This window comes from Neoakkermansia glycaniphila, assembly GCF_900097105.1.
In the GTDB taxonomy this organism is placed as follows: domain Bacteria; phylum Verrucomicrobiota; class Verrucomicrobiia; order Verrucomicrobiales; family Akkermansiaceae; genus Akkermansia; species Akkermansia glycaniphila.
This window is the reverse complement of sequence record NZ_LT629973.1, coordinates 2,012,618-2,030,457: the sequence shown is the minus strand read 5'-3', so window position 1 is coordinate 2,030,457 and position 17,840 is coordinate 2,012,618. Positions and strand designations below refer to the sequence as shown.

Below are 17,840 nucleotides of genomic sequence, written 5' to 3'. Positions count from 1 at the left end.
CATGAACCAGCCCCGCCAATACACAGCCGTCGTCGCCATGGACGAAAACCGCGCCATCGGCTACAAGGGAGACCTCCCCTGGCACCTGCCGGAAGACCTCAAAACCTTCAAAAGGCTCACCACCGGACATCCCGTCCTCATGGGCCGCCTCACCTACGACAGCATCGGCAAACCCCTCCCCAACCGCCAAAACATCGTCCTCTCCCGCGACCCCGCCTTCCGACCCGAAGGCGTCACCGTCATCCGCAACCTTGCCGAACTAGACGCCCTCCCCCTCATCGACCCGGAAATCATGGTCATCGGCGGCTCGAAAATCTTCGAACTCATGCTCCCCCTCATGGACAAACTCTGGGTATCCCGCATCCCCGGCACCCACGAAGCGGACACATGGTTCCCCCCCTTCGAACAGGAATACCCCGACAAAAAACTCGAAACCGTCGGAGACGGCTTCGAGCTGTGGCAATACAAACGGGCCTGACCTCTCCCCCTCAGGAAACCTGGGAATCTCCAGCCTTCGCCTCCTCAACGGGCGCAGCGGCAGCAGTCGGCGAAACAACCGGACTCTCCTGCACGGGAGCCGGAGCTACAGCCTGCACGGCAGGAACAGCCGCCTGCTCCTCACCCTTCCTGCTCTCCATCGTCCTCCTCTTCTCCTCGCGCAGCTGGGAATACATCAGGCGCTCCAGAAACGTCGCAATCTGAATCAGCAGAAGCATCACCACGGACACCCCCACCATAAAGGCGGGTTCCAGCAGCAAATTCATCATCTCGCTGAAATCGATACCCGGGCGCAGATCCATGCACACCTGCACGGCCCGGCTCACCCCAGCGATCAAAAACATCGTGGCGACCAAATACCCTAAAACAACGGCAATCAACATAGTTCTCATAACATAACACACCCCTGGGCCAAGTCAACACCCAAGAACGAAAAAAACACAGGGCTCACAGCAACAGCAGCCCCGCCGGATCATCAGCCTCCGGCCACACCCCGTTCGACACCAGAAAGGCATCCCAGCTCGCCATCACCTGCTCGAACACCTGCGGATTCACATTGAAATGCAAAAACGCATGATCCCCGAGCGGGCACGACACATGCATCGCCGCATTCCCGCACCCCTTCCACTCCGCAGCGAACCACTCGCTCAAATGGCAATCCATCAGCGAATCCTGCATCCCGTGCGCCGAAAACAGCGGCGGCAGACAGGGCCGCAGCAAATCCACAGGATTCAGCCCATAGGCAGCCGTCATCTCACGGTCGATCTGCAACCGCGCCGCCTCCGGCGCATTCAAATCCACCACCCCGCGGAAAATCGCCACCGAAGCAGGCATCGGCGGCAAAGGCTCCTTTGAACGGAACACCAGCCAACGCCGCTTCCTCGCCACCGGAGGCATCGCCACATGCAAAGCCATCAGCGCACCGGCATCGCAGCCCGCCACCGACACCGCATGGGGATCCAGCCCCAGCTCCGCCGCATTCTCCCGCACCCACAGCCATGCCTCCTCCGCATCATCCAGCACATCCAGAGCCGACACCTCAAACCGCGCCCGCGTCCGGAACACCGGAAGAAAACACGCCACCCCGCGCCGCGCCAGCACCGTAGCCCACGGCACGAACTCCGCCATACTATCCACCCGCCACATCCCGCCGTGGAAAAACACCATCGACGGCACTGCATCCTCCCTCGAATGGTTCGGAGGGAAAAAAGCATACATCTCCAGCTCCACCCCATCGCCGAACACGCGCCACGTAAACCGCGGCACCTCAGCCAGCAACCTGCCGTAGGCGGACTCGGAACGCACACTGGCGCTTTGCGACGAAAGAGACATGAAAATAACGGACATATCCTGCTATTTTCTTGCCATGAGCGCAAGCCTCATGTAAGTTCTACGCAGGATATGAAGAACCGCACCCTCACCTTGCGACGGCTCCTCGCGTGCACCCTCCCCCTCCTCGGAGGCGGAGCCGCGCTCGCGCAGGCCCCCACCCCACAGACTCCCACCCTGCGGCAGAACTCCGTCCCCACATGGATCGCCGTACCCAACCAGGAACAGGCACGCGACATCGCCGAAACCGTCTACAACACCTGGCGGCAAAGCATGATCAGCAGCAACCTCGCCGCCTGGCAAAGCGCCACCGCGCAATCCCGCCAAGTCAAGGTCAGGAACATGATCGTCTCCCAGAAACGCGAATTCCCCCGCTCCCTCTTCGCGCAGGAAGCCACTCCCCCCGCCCTCGTCAGCCTCCGCTACGTCGGCGCCCTCACCGGAGCCAACGGCTACACCCTCGCCTGCACCTACATCGGCAAAGCCGACCTCGGCATCGGCGGCAAACCCGCCAACACGGCCCTCGTCCTCCTCTTCGTCCACGAAAACGGCAAATGGAAATACGACCAGCTGCGCTTCTTCAACCTCTCGCACCTCCCGCAGGTCGCCGAACGCCTCCGGAAAAAAGACATCGCCGTCCTCAAGGAACAGGACGGCTTCCACCCCTACGAAAAACTCCCCGCCACACCGCCGCCATGCCCCGCGCCGCAATACATCGCCAAAGTCTTCGTCGATGCCCCCGGCCGCGTCGTAGACATGACCATCAACGGCATCTCCCACCACAACTTTGAAGACGTCCGCCTGGCGGAAATCGTCTCCGGCGGCCTCCGCCGCGGCAACAACACCATCAGCTACACCATCCGGGACATCGCCAAACCCGCGGAAGGAGCCAAAACGCCCCCCCTCGCCATCGGCCTCTTCATCATGCCCGAAACAGAAGGCAACAACCCCGGTCGCTGCTTCGAATACATCGTCGGCGACGGCGACCCCACCGTCAGCGGCAACTACACCTTCACCGTCTCGGACGACACCATCCGGGCCATGAACCCGAAAAACTCCAAGGGAGTGCAACCCGCCCCCTTCAGGCCCGTCCCCCTCAAACAAAAACCGGAAGAAGGCAAATAACGCCCACTTCCGCCGAATAAAACACCTTAAAACCCGGAATTGCAAAATTCCGCTTGACAATAACCTCCATATAGAGTAAACATCTCGCCCACACAGTTATGGCTAAGAAAAGCTGGATCGAAAGAAACAAAAAGAAAGAAGCAGTCGTTGCCCGTTATGCCGAGCTGCGCGCACAACTGAAAGCCGAAGGCGACTACGTCGGCCTGAGCATGCTTCCCCGCAACGCTTCCCCCGTCCGTTTGGTAAACCGCTGCGCCTTGACAGGTCGCCGCCATGGTTTCATCCGTCGCTTCAACCTCTCGCGTATCTCCTTCCGCGAATTGGCGAGCTCCGGAATGATTCCCGGCGTCACCAAGTCGAGCTGGTAATGCACCGAATACACCTTTACAAGTTTTAAAGGCGTGGGGTATACTGCATACCTCACGCTTTATTATGCCCATCTACGAATACATATCCGAACACCCCGAAGACCCGGAGCAATCCTGCCCCGTGTGCCGCAAGGTCTTTGAACTTCGCCGGCCCATCGACCGCGAACCGCTGGAAAAATGCCTCATGTGCAAACACCCGGTCCGCAAAGTCATCAGCCGCGTCAACATCCCGGAAATAACCAAACCGCTTTCCGTCACGGACGCCAAGAAAGCGGGCTTCACCGTGCTCGAAAAGCGCGACACCGGCGTCTACGAAAAACTTTAACCCCAACTTGCCACCTCTCCTCACATCATGCACGACGACATCGATCCTCTCAGTATTCTTGCGACCCTCGGGGCCGCATCCAATGACTATCCCGGCTTGGGAGAAATCCTGCTCATTCTCGCAGGCATCATCTTCTTCCTCCTGCTCAACGCCTTCTTCGTGGCGAACGAATTCTCCGCGGTACGCACCCGAGAAAGCCAGCTCATCGACCAGGACACCGACTCGACCAGCACGCGCCGCCGCAAAGGCGATGCCCGCACCATCGCCCGGCACCTCGACACCTACCTCTCCGCCAACCAGGTAGGCATCACCCTCGCCTCCCTCGCCCTCGGCTTCCTCGGCGAACCCCTCGTCGCCAGCCTCGTCGCACCAACCCTCATCAAAATGGGTTGCAACAGCGAAGCGCTCGTTCAGGGCATCTCCCTCTTCCTGGCATACAGCCTCTTCACCTTCGCGCATGTCGTCCTCGGTGAACTCGTACCTAAATCGCTGGCCATTCGCCACCCCCTTTCCACAGCCCTCGCCACTGCACCGTGGCTCCGGCGCTTTGCGAAAATCTTCGGCTTCATCATCAACCTCTTCAACCACACCGCGAACTTCATCCTCCGCAAAGCCTTCGGCATCGACCCCTCGCAGGCTGCCGCCAACCCCCACAGCGCGGATGAAATCGCTCACCTGATCGACGAAAGCGAACGCTCCCAGGCCGTCACGGAAACAGAGGCCGAAATCTCGCAAAACGCCCTCGAACTCAACGACATGTCCGTTAAGGACATCCTCACGCCGCGCAGCAGCATCGACGTCCTCGACATCAACGACAGTTTCGAAACCAACTGGAACCTCGTCCGCACCTCGCGCCACACCCGCTTCCCCCTCGTCAACGGCCACCTCGACGACGTCAAGGGCTGGGTCCACGTCAAAGACCTCCTCAAACTCGTCGGACAGGAACACCCCGACCTCATGAGCGTCTGCCGCGAACTCAAAGTCGTGCCGGACTCCATGAAACTCGACACCCTCCTCACCTTCTTCCTCACCGAACACGTCCACTTCGCCCTCGTCGTCGATGAATACGGCGATGCAGTCGGCGTCGTCTTCCTTGATGACATCCTCGAACAAATCGTCGGCGACGACATTCAGGACGAATTCGACCACGACGAAAACCGCGAATTCGTCCAGGTGGACAAAAACACCTACATTGCCGACGGCGCCATGTCCCTCTACGACCTCGAAGAATACCTCCCCGAGCTTGATCTGGACTGCCCCGGCATCTCCACCCTCAGCGGCTACATCACCAACGAACTCGACCACCTGCCCGAAGAAGGCGAAGAACTCCGCATCGCCGACTTCACCGCCAGCGTCACCGGAACGGACGGACGCCGCGTCACCCAGGTACGCCTCGTTCGCGACCCGGCCGCAGCAAAAGCCGGCTGACCATCCACAGAAAACCTCAAACAAACAACCCCGTTTCGAACATGAAACGGGGTTCTTTCATTTCGGGCGGCACTCCACCCCTCTGCACGCAGCTCTCACACCTGCGGAGGCCTCGCCACCGCTCCGGCATCGTCCGGCCGCCACAAAGCCGCGGCCTTCATCCCGCACACGCGGGCAAACAGCACATCCGGAAACCGGCTCACCGCCGCGTTGAAATGCCCTGCCAGCGTATTGAAATACTCGCGAGCCAAAGCCACGCGATCCTCGGCATCCACCAATCGGCCCGACAACTCCGCAAACACCGCATCCGCCTTCAGCTCCGGGAAAGCCTCCGCCCGCATCCGGAATGCGGCGGCCCCGGCCTGCCCCGCACGCAGCAGCGCCACATCCTCCTGCAACTGCCTCTCATACGCCGCATACCCTTCCACCACCCGCACCAGATCCGGCACCAGAGAATGCCTGCGCTGCAGCTGCACCTCAATCATCGCCCATGCCGCCTGCACCCTGTTCCGCATCCGCACCATCCCCGCATACATCGTCCAGCCCGCCGCACACAGCCACACCAGCATGAAATACGCGGCAAGCTGCACCAGCAAAGCCTTCAACGCACCGGGCGGCACCCCATCCGCCAGCAGAATCGTACCCAGCAGCAGCGCGCAGCCCCCGCCGACCGGATACAGCCATGACTTCCAGCCGGAAGACCTCGCGATCTCATCCTCCGACCGGCACGAAATCAAAAACACATCCTCGGCAAAACCCGCCTTCGCCACCTCCGCCGCCGCACAATCCTTCCGCTCCCGCGCCGTCCCCAGCAAATACAGCCTCTGCCCCTCCGGAATCGCCCGCTCCGTAAACCTTCGCTCATGCGTCGAACCGCTCACGGAACCGCTCGGCCCCTTGCCGTAATACAAAGGATCGCCCATCGAACATTGGCGGGAAAAAACCTGCACCGGCTCCACCTCCGCTCCAGCGGGATGCACCAGCACCGCCCCCGTATCGTCCTGCAAAAAGAAAGACTGCCACGCCTTATCGGAAGCCACCGTCTCCCAGCCCGTATCCACCCGCGTACGCGTACGCACATTCCCCTTGCTATCCGTATACGTCTCCACCCGCACACGCCGCCAGTGCTCCTCCACCGAATACTCGTACCACACGCAGGGAGCCTCCGCAAGAAACGAAGCCAGAGGAGCCTCCGACACCGCATCGCCCTTCATCTCCACCTGCCCCACGAACACACCCTTCGCCTTGCATGTAGGCAACTCCCGCACCAGCCGACGCAGACGCATCGCCTTCACGCCGAACCACACACCCGCCACAGGCAGCCCCACCCAGAGCAGCACCCCGAGCACCACAAACAGAGTATCGGCCGACTCCGCCGCCGACAACGCAAAACCTGCATTGCGCCACACGGCGTCCCACGCCAGCAAAGCGGAATCAGACAACATCACACCCTCCTTTCTCCGGCAGACGCCCCACTCAGAACTCCACCTTCGGAGCCTGGCGGGCAGCTTCATTCTCCACGCGGAACAAATCCGCACGCGTAAAACCGAACATCCCCGCAATCAGCGACGAAGGGAACGTCTCCTGCTTCACGTTGAAACGCATCACCACATCATTGTAAGCCTGCCGGGAAAGCGCGATACCGTCCTCCGTCGAAGACAGCTCCGCCATCAACTGCACCATCTGCCCGTCCGCCTTCAAATCCGGATACGCCTCCGACACCGCAAACAGCCTGCCCAGCGTCGCCCCCAAAGAACCTTCCGCCTGCACCAGCGAACGCATCGCCTCGGCATTCGCCGGATCGGCCGCCGCCGCCTTCGCCGCCTGAGCCGCCGTATTGCGGGCAGCCGTCACCGCCTCCAGCGTCTCGCGCTCGTGCTGCATATAACGCTTTGCCGTCGCCACAAGATTGGGAATCAAATCGTAGCGGCGTTGCAGCTTCACATCGATATTCGCAAAAGAAGACCGCACCTCGTTGCGGAGAGACACCAGCGCATTATACGAACCGATCGCCCAAAAAAGCGCCAGCACCAACACGCCGATCACGACATAAACAGCATAACTATCCATGCCTCCACCATAAACGCCCCGGCACACACTGTCAAGAACAAGCGAACGGCATCATCGTTTCACCGACACCCGGCGCAGCAACGGAGCCGCCAGCGACGTACCGAACCCCACCACCGCAATCAGAGCGAACGACCACCGCAAATTCAACGCCTGAGACACATACCCGATCATCGGCGGCCCCAGCAGAAACCCGAGAAACCCCACTGTGGACACCGCCGCCAGAGCCACGCTCGGAGCCAGCTTGCGGGACAACCCCGCCATACTGTAACAAATCGGCACCACCGACGACGTGCCGAACCCCACCAGCAGGAACCCCAGCGTCGCCATCCACACATTCGGAAACAGCACCGCCAGCAGCAGCCCCGCACCGATCAGCACACCGCTCCCCCGCAGCACGCGGATCGCCCCCAGCCGAGTCACCAGCCCATCCGCCAGAAAACGCCCCGCCGCCATCGTACACATAAAAGCCACATACCCCAGCCGCACCAGCTCCGGCCCCGGCTGCACCACATCCTGAAAAAACACCCCACTCCAATCGAACATCGTCCCCTCGCTCACCATACTACCGAAGGCGAACACCCCCAGCAGCCCCACATACGCATCCATCCTGCGGAACACCCCGCCCCCGCTCCGGGCCACGACAGGAAGCCGCGCATCGCGAGGCAGCAGAAAAGGATAAAAAGCCAGCACCATCAGCAGCCCCACTCCGGAAATCAGGCAGAAATGCTCCAGCGGCGCCACACCCTCCGCCGCCATCCACATACTCGCCAGCCCGCCCGCAAACCCGGCCAAACTCCACAACCCGTGAAACCGCGCCATAATACTCCTGCCATACAGCCTCTCCACGCCCACTCCCTGCGTATTCACCGAAATATTCATCAAATTCGCCGCCACGCCGAAGAAAAACAGCACCGCCCCCAGCCACCAGACCGTCGAAACCAAAGCCAAAGACACCAGCGAAACAGAATACGACACAGCCGCACACAAAAGCATCCGCCGACTGCCGAACCGCGCCACCAGAAACCCGGACAAAGCCATCGCGGACATCTGCCCCACCGGAATCGCCAGCAGCACCGTACCAAGAGCCGCATCATCCAGCTCCATCGAAGCCTTCACATCCGGAATCCGGCTCGCCCAAGTAGCGAACACCAGCCCCTGCAGAAAATAAAATGCACTTGCCGACAACCGGTAAACGCCCTGAGTCGAACGCGGTAACACACCATTCATCACGTGCGCGCGACAATACAGCGGCACGCCTGCACTGTCAAGCGCGAGAAAAGGCGCAGCATGGCATCAAGCCGCCCCGAACCGATCGCATCAGCAGCCTCCCTACTTACTCCTGCGCACCTGCAGCACAGGCAGATACAGACAAGCCGCCAAAGCCAGAGCCAGCGGCATCCAGTCATTCGAAAAACACTGCATCAGCGACGAAGTCACCGCAGGCCCCGCCAGACTCCCCACGGAAAAACTCAACAAAAGAAGCTGATTCATCACCACCAGCTCATCTCGGGCCGCATCGGAACAGCCCCACGCCATTGCAATCGGATACAGGGAAAACCCGGCCGCCCCCAGCACCACGAACGAAGGAGCCAGCAGCCAATCTCCCCCCAGCAGCCCCATACAGGCAGCGGCAATCATCACGGAAAGCCCGCGCAGCACCAAACCGCGCCCGTAACCGTCCGCCAATCGGCCAAGTGGCCACTGCCCTGCCACCCCGGCACCGATCAGCAAAGCCATCCAAAACCCGACATCCGGCACGGACATCCCCTTATGTGCCAGAAAAACGGGCATCAGCGTATACAGCGTCCCAAGCACCACGCCGGAAATGGCACACCCCGCCACGCCCAGCATCGCACTGCGGCGGCGCAGCAAAGGCCCCAGTGCCACACGGACTCCGGCCTCAGCATCCTCCGCTTCCGGCATCCGGGCGACAAACAGAGGAACCATCCCCGCCACACACAGCACGCAAACACCGGGCACCATCACCGCCATCTCGTCATCCAGCACGCCGAGCGCAAGCTGCCCCAGCACCGTACCCACATAATAAACCATCATATAAGCCGCCAGCAGTGAACCGCGCGACTTCACAGACCCCGCGCGCAGCAGCGCACTCTCCACCACCACCCAGATCCACGCGCTCGACACTCCGGACAAAAACCGCAACGCGCCCCACGAACAACCGTCCAGTCCCAGCAGAAGCCCTGCCGACGAAAACGCGCACAGCATACAAGCCGCCTGATAGCACCCGTTGAACCCGAACAACCGGATCAACCGCCCGGCGGACACCGTACCCGCCAACGTACCGCAGAAAAACAGCGCACCCACATAACCCGCAGTCGACGTCGCCACCCCGGCCCCGGACAGCCAAAGCGGCACCATCGTATTCATCACCGCCAAGGCCACCGTCATCAACAGCAGCCCCGCCAGCAAACACGCAATCGAACGGGAAAACGGCAACATACCTCGCAGGGGCGCGGATTGTAGCACCGCACCCGCGGAAGTCAAGCATGGCGAGGCATCACCATGAATCCTTCTCCGGATACAGCGCATTCCACCAATCCGCATCCTCCTTCAGCCACCTGTCGAACCAAGCCAGATGCGACTTGATCCACTGCTTCCTCCGCTTGTAATCCAGAATGAAATGATCCTCTCCCTTGAACGTCACCAGCTCCACAGGCTTCCCCAGCAGCTTCAACGCCGTAAACATCTTCATCGACTCATTTACCGGCACATTCCGGTCTGCATCCCCATGCACCAGCAGAAGCGGAGTATTCATCTTCTCCGCCGCATACAGCGGGCTCTGCTCCACGAACAGCCCATTCTCCGACCACGGCATCGAACCCGCCGCCGCATCCGCATTATACGCATAGCCCCACAAACCGCCGCCCCAATACCCGGAAAGATCGCTGATCCCCGCATGCGACACCGCCGCCGCGAACAAATCCGTCTGCGACTGCAAAAACATCGACATATACCCGCCGTACGACGCGCCGATACAGCCCACATGCGCCGCATCTACAAACGCATGCTCCTCGCAGAACCTCTTCACCCCCTCGATGATATCCTGCGCATTCCGCTTCCCCCAGCCGTTCACATGCAGAGCGGAAAACGCCTGCCCGTACCCGACCGCACCGCTCGGCTGCGGCACATACACCACATACCCCTGCGCCGCATACAGCAAAGCCGGATAATGGGCATTGAACACCTGCTTCGAAGGATTCGTCCCTCCGTAGAAATACGTAATCATCGGATACTTCCGCCCCTCCTCCATACGCGCGGGCAACACATAAAACCCATCGATCCTGCTCCCCTCCGAATTCGTAAACTCCCACTTCTCCACCTTCGGCAGCTCCCACTTCGCCATATGCGCCGCCGCCGGATCCGACACGCAGCGGAACTGCCCGGACGACACATCGCCCACATACAGCCGCGAAGGACTCAGCATCGACTGCCCCAGCGCCGCCATCACGGGGCGGAACCCCTCCCGGCAGCGAGAAACCGAAAACACCCCGGCAGACACATCCGGCACCGCCACCCGGGAAAACGAAACAGAAACAGGATCATACGCATACACCGCATTCACATCCCCCTCGACCACCCCCAGATACACACGCCCGTCCCCGCCCCACACGGCGGAAACCACACTCGGGGCGAACTTGCGCGTAATCGGCTCCGCCTGGCGAGACTCCACATCAAACAAAAACGCCTGCCTGTCGAACCCATTCGCCACATACCCCTCCGGCAAATCGAGCCCCACCCCGCCGAACGCATCGGCATCGCTCACAACCAGCAGCTTCCTGCCATCCGGCGACCACGATGCCGACGACACCGAAAAAGGCACATCCCTCAGCAAAGCCTCGCAAGCCATCGACCGCGGATCCATCACCCACAAATCGTACACCTCATACCTCCGCTTCGAATAATCCACGCGTGACACCGCAAAAAGCACCTTCGAACCGTCCGGAGAAATATCGCACAGCTCCGCATTCCCCACCCCTGCCGTCAGGCGGCGCATCCGCCCCGAATCACGATCCACCAGATACAGGAACGACCTGTCGCGCCACTTCGGATCTCGGTCCGCCATATTCACAAACCTCTTGAAATCCTTCTCCTTCCCCTTCTCCTCGAAACGCTCCGTCACCGTCGCCACCAGAAACGACTCATCCGGTGCCCACGCATACGACACATCCTTGAACGGCACCCCCTCCACCAGCACCTCCTCAGCCCGCTTCTCCACATCGTATGCCTTCAGGGCGCACTCATTCTCCCCCTGCATCGCCGTAAACATCAGCCTCGCCCCGCGGGGCATCCACCGGTAGCGGCGGGCATCGTCCGCCACCATCACCACGGCATCATCCGCCACCCGGCGCACCTCGAACGAAGCCTGCGACTTGCCATCCGGCAACAGCCTCTCCACCCGGGAAAGCACATACTCCCCGTTCGGGGACACGGAACACCACGCCACGCGCGGCGCCTCATTCAACGCCTCGATCGTCACCGGAGCCCGGCCGTACCCATCCGGAAACGCCACATTCACCGCCTGCTTCGACTTTACGGACACGAAATCCGCCTTCACGCTGGGTGCAGTCCAATCCCACGGCATCGAAAGCACCTTCACCACCACCTCGTACCTTCGCCGCTCCCATGCCACCTTCGGACACATCGTCCCAGCCTTTACCCCTGCGGACTGCCTCTCCAGTTTCTCCGCCACCTGCTTCCCATCCACATACACCCGGCAAACCTGCGGACAAGCCACCTCCAGCTTCCCCTCCACAAAAGCGGAAGGCTCCACAAAAAAACGGAACACCCGCACCGTCGGCCAAAACGGGGAAACGCACGGCTCGGCACGCATCCAGCCATCCTCACCGGCGGTCACCCGGCCCGTCCACGGCAGCTTGGCCACATCCCCCAACGGCACGGACAACCGCGCTGCAGCATCATACGCCTTCCCCTTCACGCTATCCACCTCCGAAAACATCGGATCGGGCAGCGGAAGCACCCGCGACACCTGCCCGGAAGGCACGCACCAACGCGACACCTGCTTCTTCTCCACACCCCGGTACTCCCCACACGCCGCAGCGGCACCCTCCCCCTTCGCCTCATCATCCTCCGGCACATCTCCCAACACCCAGCCGCTCATCGGCAACAACGCTAAAAAACAACGGAAAGCCTTCATCTTACAGCCAAGAAATACGAAAGCGCACCGGCAAACCTTGCACCGAACCCGTCCAAAAAGCACAACTGCCACAAAAAAAGCTCTTCCGCCAGCGCGGAAGAGCCCTGAAAAAAGGAAACACACACCTCATTTGCGGCGGCGGCGCATCATCAGTGCAGACAGGCCGAAAAGGCTCAAAGTCGCCGTAGCAGGCTCGGGAATCGTACCGTTGGCCAGCAGCTTCACACTGCCGCCATCCAGAACGAGCCCGTATTGGCCCCGGTCAATCTGCGTGGCATCCGTAAAATACCCTGCGTAGTCCAGGGACTTACCGTGCATATCCGTCACCGACACGCCCGACGCATTCCACACGCCTGAATTTTGGGCCAGATTCGTAGCGGAAAACAGAGTATAGGTAAACGAATCCGCCGTCATTGCCAAATTGCCCGTAAAATTGACCCTTGCTCCCGACTGCATCCAGAAAGATCCCATGGAAAGCTTCGCATCTCCGGAAAAGGAACCGAAATCGTAATTGTATGTACTATTGCTGCTGAAACCGTTGGAACTGCCCCTGATAATGGAATGGGTACCGAGATAAACAGTCTGCCCGCCGGTTGGCCATGTCGCCATGGAAAACGTCACATTATTGCCCAGCCACAGATACTTATACGCACCGGCAGCCGTCACGGTAATAGCCGTATTCGTCTGGGTATAAACCTGCCTGTTATCCTGATAGCTGAACGTATAGCCGATATAGCAATATGCCTGTGCGCCGGGCGTATTGGTTCCCGTATAAGCCACGCTGGTTGCCGTACTCACATCGCTATTGAAATACCAACAGGCCTGTGAAAAATTGCCCGAAGTACCCCCGTGCCCCGGCGTCTCATCCCAGACAAACAAAGACGCGGCATGGGTATAGCTACCCAACAGAAAACCGATTAAAAGAAGAGAGCGTTTCAACATATATAATATAAATTTAGCGCATTAAGTATAACCCGCCAACCCTTCACGTCAAGAAAAAATCGTCACGATCGATTGAAATTATGAATTTTGTAAAACAAAAAAAACACACCACACCTCATTTTCCCCTCACACTCCATACTTTACTGTCATACCTGCCTCGCATATATATCCCGCCACAAAAAAGGCCTTTCTACCCATGTAGAAAGGCCGATAAAACGGAAAATATCCCCCGGCAACCTCACTTGCGGCGGCGGCGCATCATCAGTGCAGACAGGCCGAAAAGGCTCAAAGTCGCCGTAGCAGGCTCGGGAATCGTACCGTTGGCCTGCAGCTTCACACTGCCGCCATCCAGAACGAGCCCGTATTGGCCTCGGCCGATCTGCGTGGCATCCGTCACGTATCCGGCATAGGCGAGATCCTTGCCGAACCTGTCCGTCACAGACACATCGGAAGCAACCCACGTACCCGCATTCTGGGCCAAATTCGTCGCAGCGAACAGCGTATAGGAAAACGTATCGCCTGTCATCGTCACATCCCCCTGGAACTTCATCGTACAAGCCTGCACCCACACATCTCTCATGGAAATCCGGGAGGTACCTGTCATCGAACCGAAATCGAACGTATACGTGTTGCCCGACCTGAAGCCCTGGCTCGTACCGGTGTACAAAGCATTCTCGCCCATATACACCATGCGGGTACTATCCGGCCATGCGGGAGCCTGATACGTCACATTATCCCCGAGGAACAGAGTCTTCGGCGAGCCTCCGGCCGTCACCGTGATCGACGGATGTGTCGAAAGCTGCGAAAACGTCTGTACGCCGTTGGAATAGGAATATGTATAGCCGATATAGGCCACATCCGCCGCGGCAGGAGAACCGGTCACGGATGCAAGGGAACCTTGAGTCGTATTCTTCACCGCTCCCCAATTGGAAGCAGTACCGAAAGCGCCGCCCGACGTATTGGTCCACACATAGACCCAATATCCATTGTAATCATAAGCGGCGGAAGCCTGCGCTCCCAGCGACAGAGCCGCCACTGCCACAAACCCGGATAATAAGGAAGAAGTCTTCATCTATTCAATCAATTAAAACCTGTGTTGCATAGAAAACAACACAAGAAGTTTACCAGATAAACAATCCGTCGCCACGTACTTCACTTCAGTCAATTTATTCTTATATTCATTGTCAATAATATAAGAATAATTGATGCGTAGGTGGCGAAAGTGGAATCATGTGAGCCTTTATAGATTATTGGAGTTGGTTTCCATACACCACCTCCAATAAATAAACATGGTTATGCATTTTCGGCTTGTCATGCGGATTGTTTATCCGGTTATTCCATGATTGAGTCAACAGCCAAACACCGATCTCACAACAAAATCAATAATAGGCATCAAGATCGAAAAAATTGATTTGCAACTCATTGCCACGGCCATCCTCGTCGCCGGGCTTGGCAAACACACAATAACACCCGATCAAATTTTCTCCACTATTCAACAAAGACCTCACGGTCCCCAGCTGCGCACCATTCAACCACATGCAAATCTCATCGCGCCGATCCGTATTGCTGGGTTCCCCCAAATAATCGACCAGCTCCTGCGGACTCATTCGCCGAATATCATCATACACATCTCTTATATCCAACCACGGCACATGGTGCCACATTCGCGTCACCTCATGGTAATACCGCGACTTCTCCTCCGCAGAGTCAAAAAAATACCACGGAGCAAACAGGCAAACCAAAGGCTTCCACATCAGCACCAAACAGCCCAGCGCCGCCAGCAACGCCCGCACCCGCACCCAGCGGTGCCGGGTAACCACCGCCCACACCACCAGCAACACAATCGCTGCAGAAAAGAAAACAAGACACTCCAACATCATTCAATATCCCTTCGTCAATAAACAAAAACATACACCTCACCCCGCCGAACCGACGGCACAGACAACGCAACCGCCCTCATCATCTCCCCCCATACTCCCGCAACACACGCCTCACCTCCCGCAACTCCTCCGAATCATCCTGCACCGTACCGGCCAGCGGATTGCCGCCATCTGACAAAACCCGGTAATGCAACGAATGGCGCCGCGTATAATCCGAAGCCGACTTCCCGAACCGATCACGAGCCTTCACATCCGCCCCACGGGCGATCAACTCCCGCACCAGCCCGCTCAACCGGTTCTCGGCAGCCATCATCAACGGCGTATAACCGTCGTCCGCCGCCAAATTCACATCCGCCCCGCCTTGCAGCATCGCCTGCACGCCCGGATCGCGATCATCGCCGAAATTCAGCATCCGCTGCATGAAAACCGTATTATTGGTCGAAGCCACCAACAAATTCGGATTGGCACCATGCCGCACAAGCAAATCCGGAAAATCGCTCAACACGACCGCATAAAACCCTTCCTTGTTTGGCCGATTAGGATTGGCACCAGCCTTTAACAGCATGGACATGATCTCCCGCGAAGTACAATAGTGATCGAACAAAGGCGTCTCTCCGGCAGAATCGCCCACATTTGGATCGGCACCACGTGCAAGCAGAACCGCAACGGCCTCCACCTGCTCCAACCGGCAGGCCTGATGCAAAGGCGTAGCCCCATCCGCCGAAGAACGGTCATTCACATCCAGCCCTGCCTCCAGCAGCTCCCTCATGGCAGGCACATCCCCTGCGGCGGCAGCCTTGTGCAACGCCGTCTCGCCGTAAAAATCGCGCAGCGTTACAGCCTCCCCGCTCCGCATCAACTGCCGCATCGCCTTCAGCTTCGTCCTGCTCAACGCCACACTCTCCGGATTGCGCCGATCCTCCCGAGGAGGCGATACGGCAACCTCGAAACGAGGCGAACCGTCATCCAGAATCGTCTCGTAGCTGCACCGCACCACCTGTCGCGCCTGCTCCTCGCTCATGCCGGATGTACAACCGGCATGAAAAACAGCCGAGAAAAGCACCGGCACAACACAGAAAACGGATAATTTATTCATCATCAGACAGCAAATTATTTTATTCGGCCTCGCCCACGGAAACGGATTTTTGCCCGCACACTCACTCTTCTGCGAACTCATCCCCATCCTTTGCTTGGCGCTCCGGTTCCAAGGCATAGATTCCGATATATGCCGGATGTTCATTGGATGAATCTGTGATTCCATATAATTTACCGCGAATCAGAGACGGATGAAAGCGCGTATGTTTTGTCTCACGAATGAGCGGCGAATCTGAAATATGCTCGGGGTTGTCTGTATCGATGAAGTGGTAGCTCATTTTGGAGTCAGCATTATGCAAACCGACAATCAAGTAATTATCAACTGATTGATACAGGTGCGACATCCATTCGGGACTTGCTATTTCAAAGGAAAGACGACAATCGTCCACAGGGCGTAAGGATTTTGAAGCCAAGAGCTTGCCGTCTTTCATGAGCGCGACGTACGTATCCCGTCCGTTACTCGGATCTCCGCCGGGAATGGACGTCAATGCCACAAAGGCGACAACTCCGTTCGGCATGACTTTGAAGCGCTGCATAAATCCGAAACGAAAGTCCGGCAGGGAGGCCTCGCCGATGCCGGCACATAAAAGGCGTGTCTCCTTGTTCTCGAGATCCCGGACGAACAGTCCCCCCTTGTCGATAAAATAAAGGTAGTCCCTGTGCAGGCAGGCATAAAACATGCTCAGCGGGATCTCGGAATCCTCGCCGTCGAGATTAAGAGCGACTGGATTATAAGCTCGATCAACATGGATGGGCACATCGTCGATGAGCTTACCCTTATAATCGAATACGGCATAGCCCGATGTCGGTTGCGGCAGGCGTCGAAAGAAAGGCCCCGTCATCGGCGCCGCTTGCAACGGGAGTTTCTGGTAAAGCAGAGCGAGCCGCCGGGAATCCCGTTCCCAGCAGAAATCTGTCGCGAACACTCTGTCCGTCGGAAACAGATAGGACGATTGGAAACCCGGTGTAATCAGCGCAAGCGGAACGGGATCATTATCGACAGAGAAGGAGATGCATCCATCTGTTGCAGGTTGCAGCCATACATAACCAAGCGCCGTGAAATTGTAATCTGTCGACAGGCCCAACCGTTGCATCTCACGCTCCACATCCCACAAGTTAGAACGCAGGCGATCGAACATGAATCCGCCATCGACATGATTGTACTGCTTAGCCCCTCCATCAAACGACCTAATTGCTGTTGGCCGACCTTTAAAATCAAGCCATCTTTTCTCATTGATATCATCAAAGAGAAAACAGTGATTATCCAAGTACAGGATTTGTCCATCATCTGGCCGCTGAGATGGGATGACGGATACTTTCTTCTGCGGTATATCGACAAAAAAGGGTGCCGCATGGTATCCCGCACCGAGAACATATTTTCCATTCGGAGTGACGCAAAATTGCGTAGCCCGGGTGTATCCGTTGATGAGCGAGGCAACATCGAGAGACTCGGGAAGTTCGATTGTTTCAATCGGCTTGATTTCTTCGGCCGCAGGGAGGGCGGCGCCTCCAAGACACAGCGCCGTCCATGTGGCGAATAGAGTAGTTTTCATCCGGATAAAAGAAAAAGGCAACGGTTCATTCAGCATACTCTTCATGCAAAA

17 protein-coding genes are annotated in these 17,840 nt (G+C 58.3%); 5 read left to right on the top strand and 12 right to left on the bottom strand.

All coding sequences use genetic code 11. The features are described from left to right. Position 1 precedes the first annotated feature (1 nt). A complete protein-coding gene (locus PYTT_RS08480) occupies positions 2-478 on the top strand; it encodes a dihydrofolate reductase (RefSeq protein ID WP_067777699.1) in 477 nt (158 codons plus the stop codon). Positions 479-488: 10 nt separating this feature from the next. Here PYTT_RS08480 and PYTT_RS08475 read toward each other — a convergent pair whose 3' ends face one another. Then, complete coding sequence (locus tag PYTT_RS08475) at positions 489-881, bottom strand: hypothetical protein (protein WP_067777698.1); 393 nt, start codon at positions 879-881, stop codon at positions 489-491. A gap of 64 nt (positions 882-945) precedes the next feature. After that, positions 946-1,845 (bottom strand): alpha/beta hydrolase, encoded by a 900-nt coding sequence (locus PYTT_RS08470; protein ID WP_067777697.1) that lies wholly within the window; start codon positions 1,843-1,845, stop codon positions 946-948. Positions 1,846-1,899: 54 nt separating this feature from the next. On the opposite strand from PYTT_RS08470, the gene PYTT_RS08465 reads away from it, so the two are divergent. The 4 genes from PYTT_RS08465 (at position 1,900) to PYTT_RS08450 (ending at position 5,073) form a co-directional block, all read left to right on the top strand. Then, complete coding sequence (locus PYTT_RS08465; protein ID WP_067777696.1) at positions 1,900-2,952, top strand: hypothetical protein; 1,053 nt, start codon at positions 1,900-1,902, stop codon at positions 2,950-2,952. A 98-nt stretch (positions 2,953-3,050) separates the two neighbouring features. Beyond that, positions 3,051-3,320 carry a 30S ribosomal protein S14 gene (gene rpsN / locus PYTT_RS08460; protein ID WP_067777695.1) on the top strand — a complete coding sequence of 90 codons (270 nt, stop codon included), beginning with the start codon at positions 3,051-3,053 and terminating at the stop codon, positions 3,318-3,320. A gap of 64 nt (positions 3,321-3,384) precedes the next feature. Next, positions 3,385-3,645, top strand: a complete 261-nt coding sequence (locus tag PYTT_RS08455) for an FmdB family zinc ribbon protein (RefSeq protein WP_067777694.1) — start codon at positions 3,385-3,387, stop codon at positions 3,643-3,645. 27 nt (positions 3,646-3,672) lie between these two features. Continuing rightward, positions 3,673-5,073 carry a hemolysin family protein gene (locus PYTT_RS08450; RefSeq protein ID WP_067777693.1) on the top strand — a complete coding sequence of 467 codons (1,401 nt, stop codon included), beginning with the start codon at positions 3,673-3,675 and terminating at the stop codon, positions 5,071-5,073. A gap of 95 nt (positions 5,074-5,168) precedes the next feature. Here the strand turns inward: PYTT_RS08450 and PYTT_RS08445 are convergent, their stop codons facing one another. The 10 genes from PYTT_RS08445 to PYTT_RS08400 all read right to left on the bottom strand — a co-directional run bounded on the left by PYTT_RS08445 (position 5,169) and on the right by PYTT_RS08400 (position 17,834). Continuing rightward, positions 5,169-6,518 carry a LemA family protein gene (locus PYTT_RS08445; protein WP_172801796.1) on the bottom strand — a complete coding sequence of 450 codons (1,350 nt, stop codon included), beginning with the start codon at positions 6,516-6,518 and terminating at the stop codon, positions 5,169-5,171. A gap of 31 nt (positions 6,519-6,549) precedes the next feature. Continuing rightward, positions 6,550-7,143, bottom strand: coding sequence for a LemA family protein (locus PYTT_RS08440; RefSeq protein ID WP_067777692.1), 594 nt, complete (start codon positions 7,141-7,143; stop codon positions 6,550-6,552). Positions 7,144-7,194: 51 nt separating this feature from the next. Further along, positions 7,195-8,370 (bottom strand): MFS transporter, encoded by a 1,176-nt coding sequence (locus PYTT_RS08435; RefSeq protein WP_067777691.1) that lies wholly within the window; start codon positions 8,368-8,370, stop codon positions 7,195-7,197. Positions 8,371-8,472: 102 nt separating this feature from the next. After that, positions 8,473-9,603 (bottom strand): MFS transporter, encoded by a 1,131-nt coding sequence (locus PYTT_RS08430; protein ID WP_067777940.1) that lies wholly within the window; start codon positions 9,601-9,603, stop codon positions 8,473-8,475. 58 nt (positions 9,604-9,661) lie between these two features. Beyond that, entirely contained in the window at positions 9,662-12,283 is a 2,622-nt protein-coding gene (locus tag PYTT_RS08425) for a S9 family peptidase (protein WP_071133402.1), read from the bottom strand. 162 nt (positions 12,284-12,445) lie between these two features. Continuing rightward, positions 12,446-13,117: a PEP-CTERM sorting domain-containing protein gene (locus PYTT_RS08420; protein WP_172801795.1), complete on the bottom strand. Its 672-nt coding sequence runs from the start codon at positions 13,115-13,117 to the stop codon at positions 12,446-12,448. 382 nt (positions 13,118-13,499) lie between these two features. Next, positions 13,500-14,333 (bottom strand): PEP-CTERM sorting domain-containing protein, encoded by an 834-nt coding sequence (locus PYTT_RS08415; protein ID WP_141675702.1) that lies wholly within the window; start codon positions 14,331-14,333, stop codon positions 13,500-13,502. A 307-nt stretch (positions 14,334-14,640) separates the two neighbouring features. Further along, positions 14,641-15,102, bottom strand: coding sequence for a hypothetical protein (locus PYTT_RS08410; protein WP_156850356.1), 462 nt, complete (start codon positions 15,100-15,102; stop codon positions 14,641-14,643). 118 nt (positions 15,103-15,220) lie between these two features. Then, positions 15,221-16,162, bottom strand: coding sequence for an ankyrin repeat domain-containing protein (locus PYTT_RS08405; protein WP_067772874.1), 942 nt, complete (start codon positions 16,160-16,162; stop codon positions 15,221-15,223). Positions 16,163-16,298: 136 nt separating this feature from the next. After that, complete coding sequence (locus tag PYTT_RS08400; protein WP_067772877.1) at positions 16,299-17,834, bottom strand: hypothetical protein; 1,536 nt, start codon at positions 17,832-17,834, stop codon at positions 16,299-16,301. Positions 17,835-17,840: the final 6 nt, after the last annotated feature.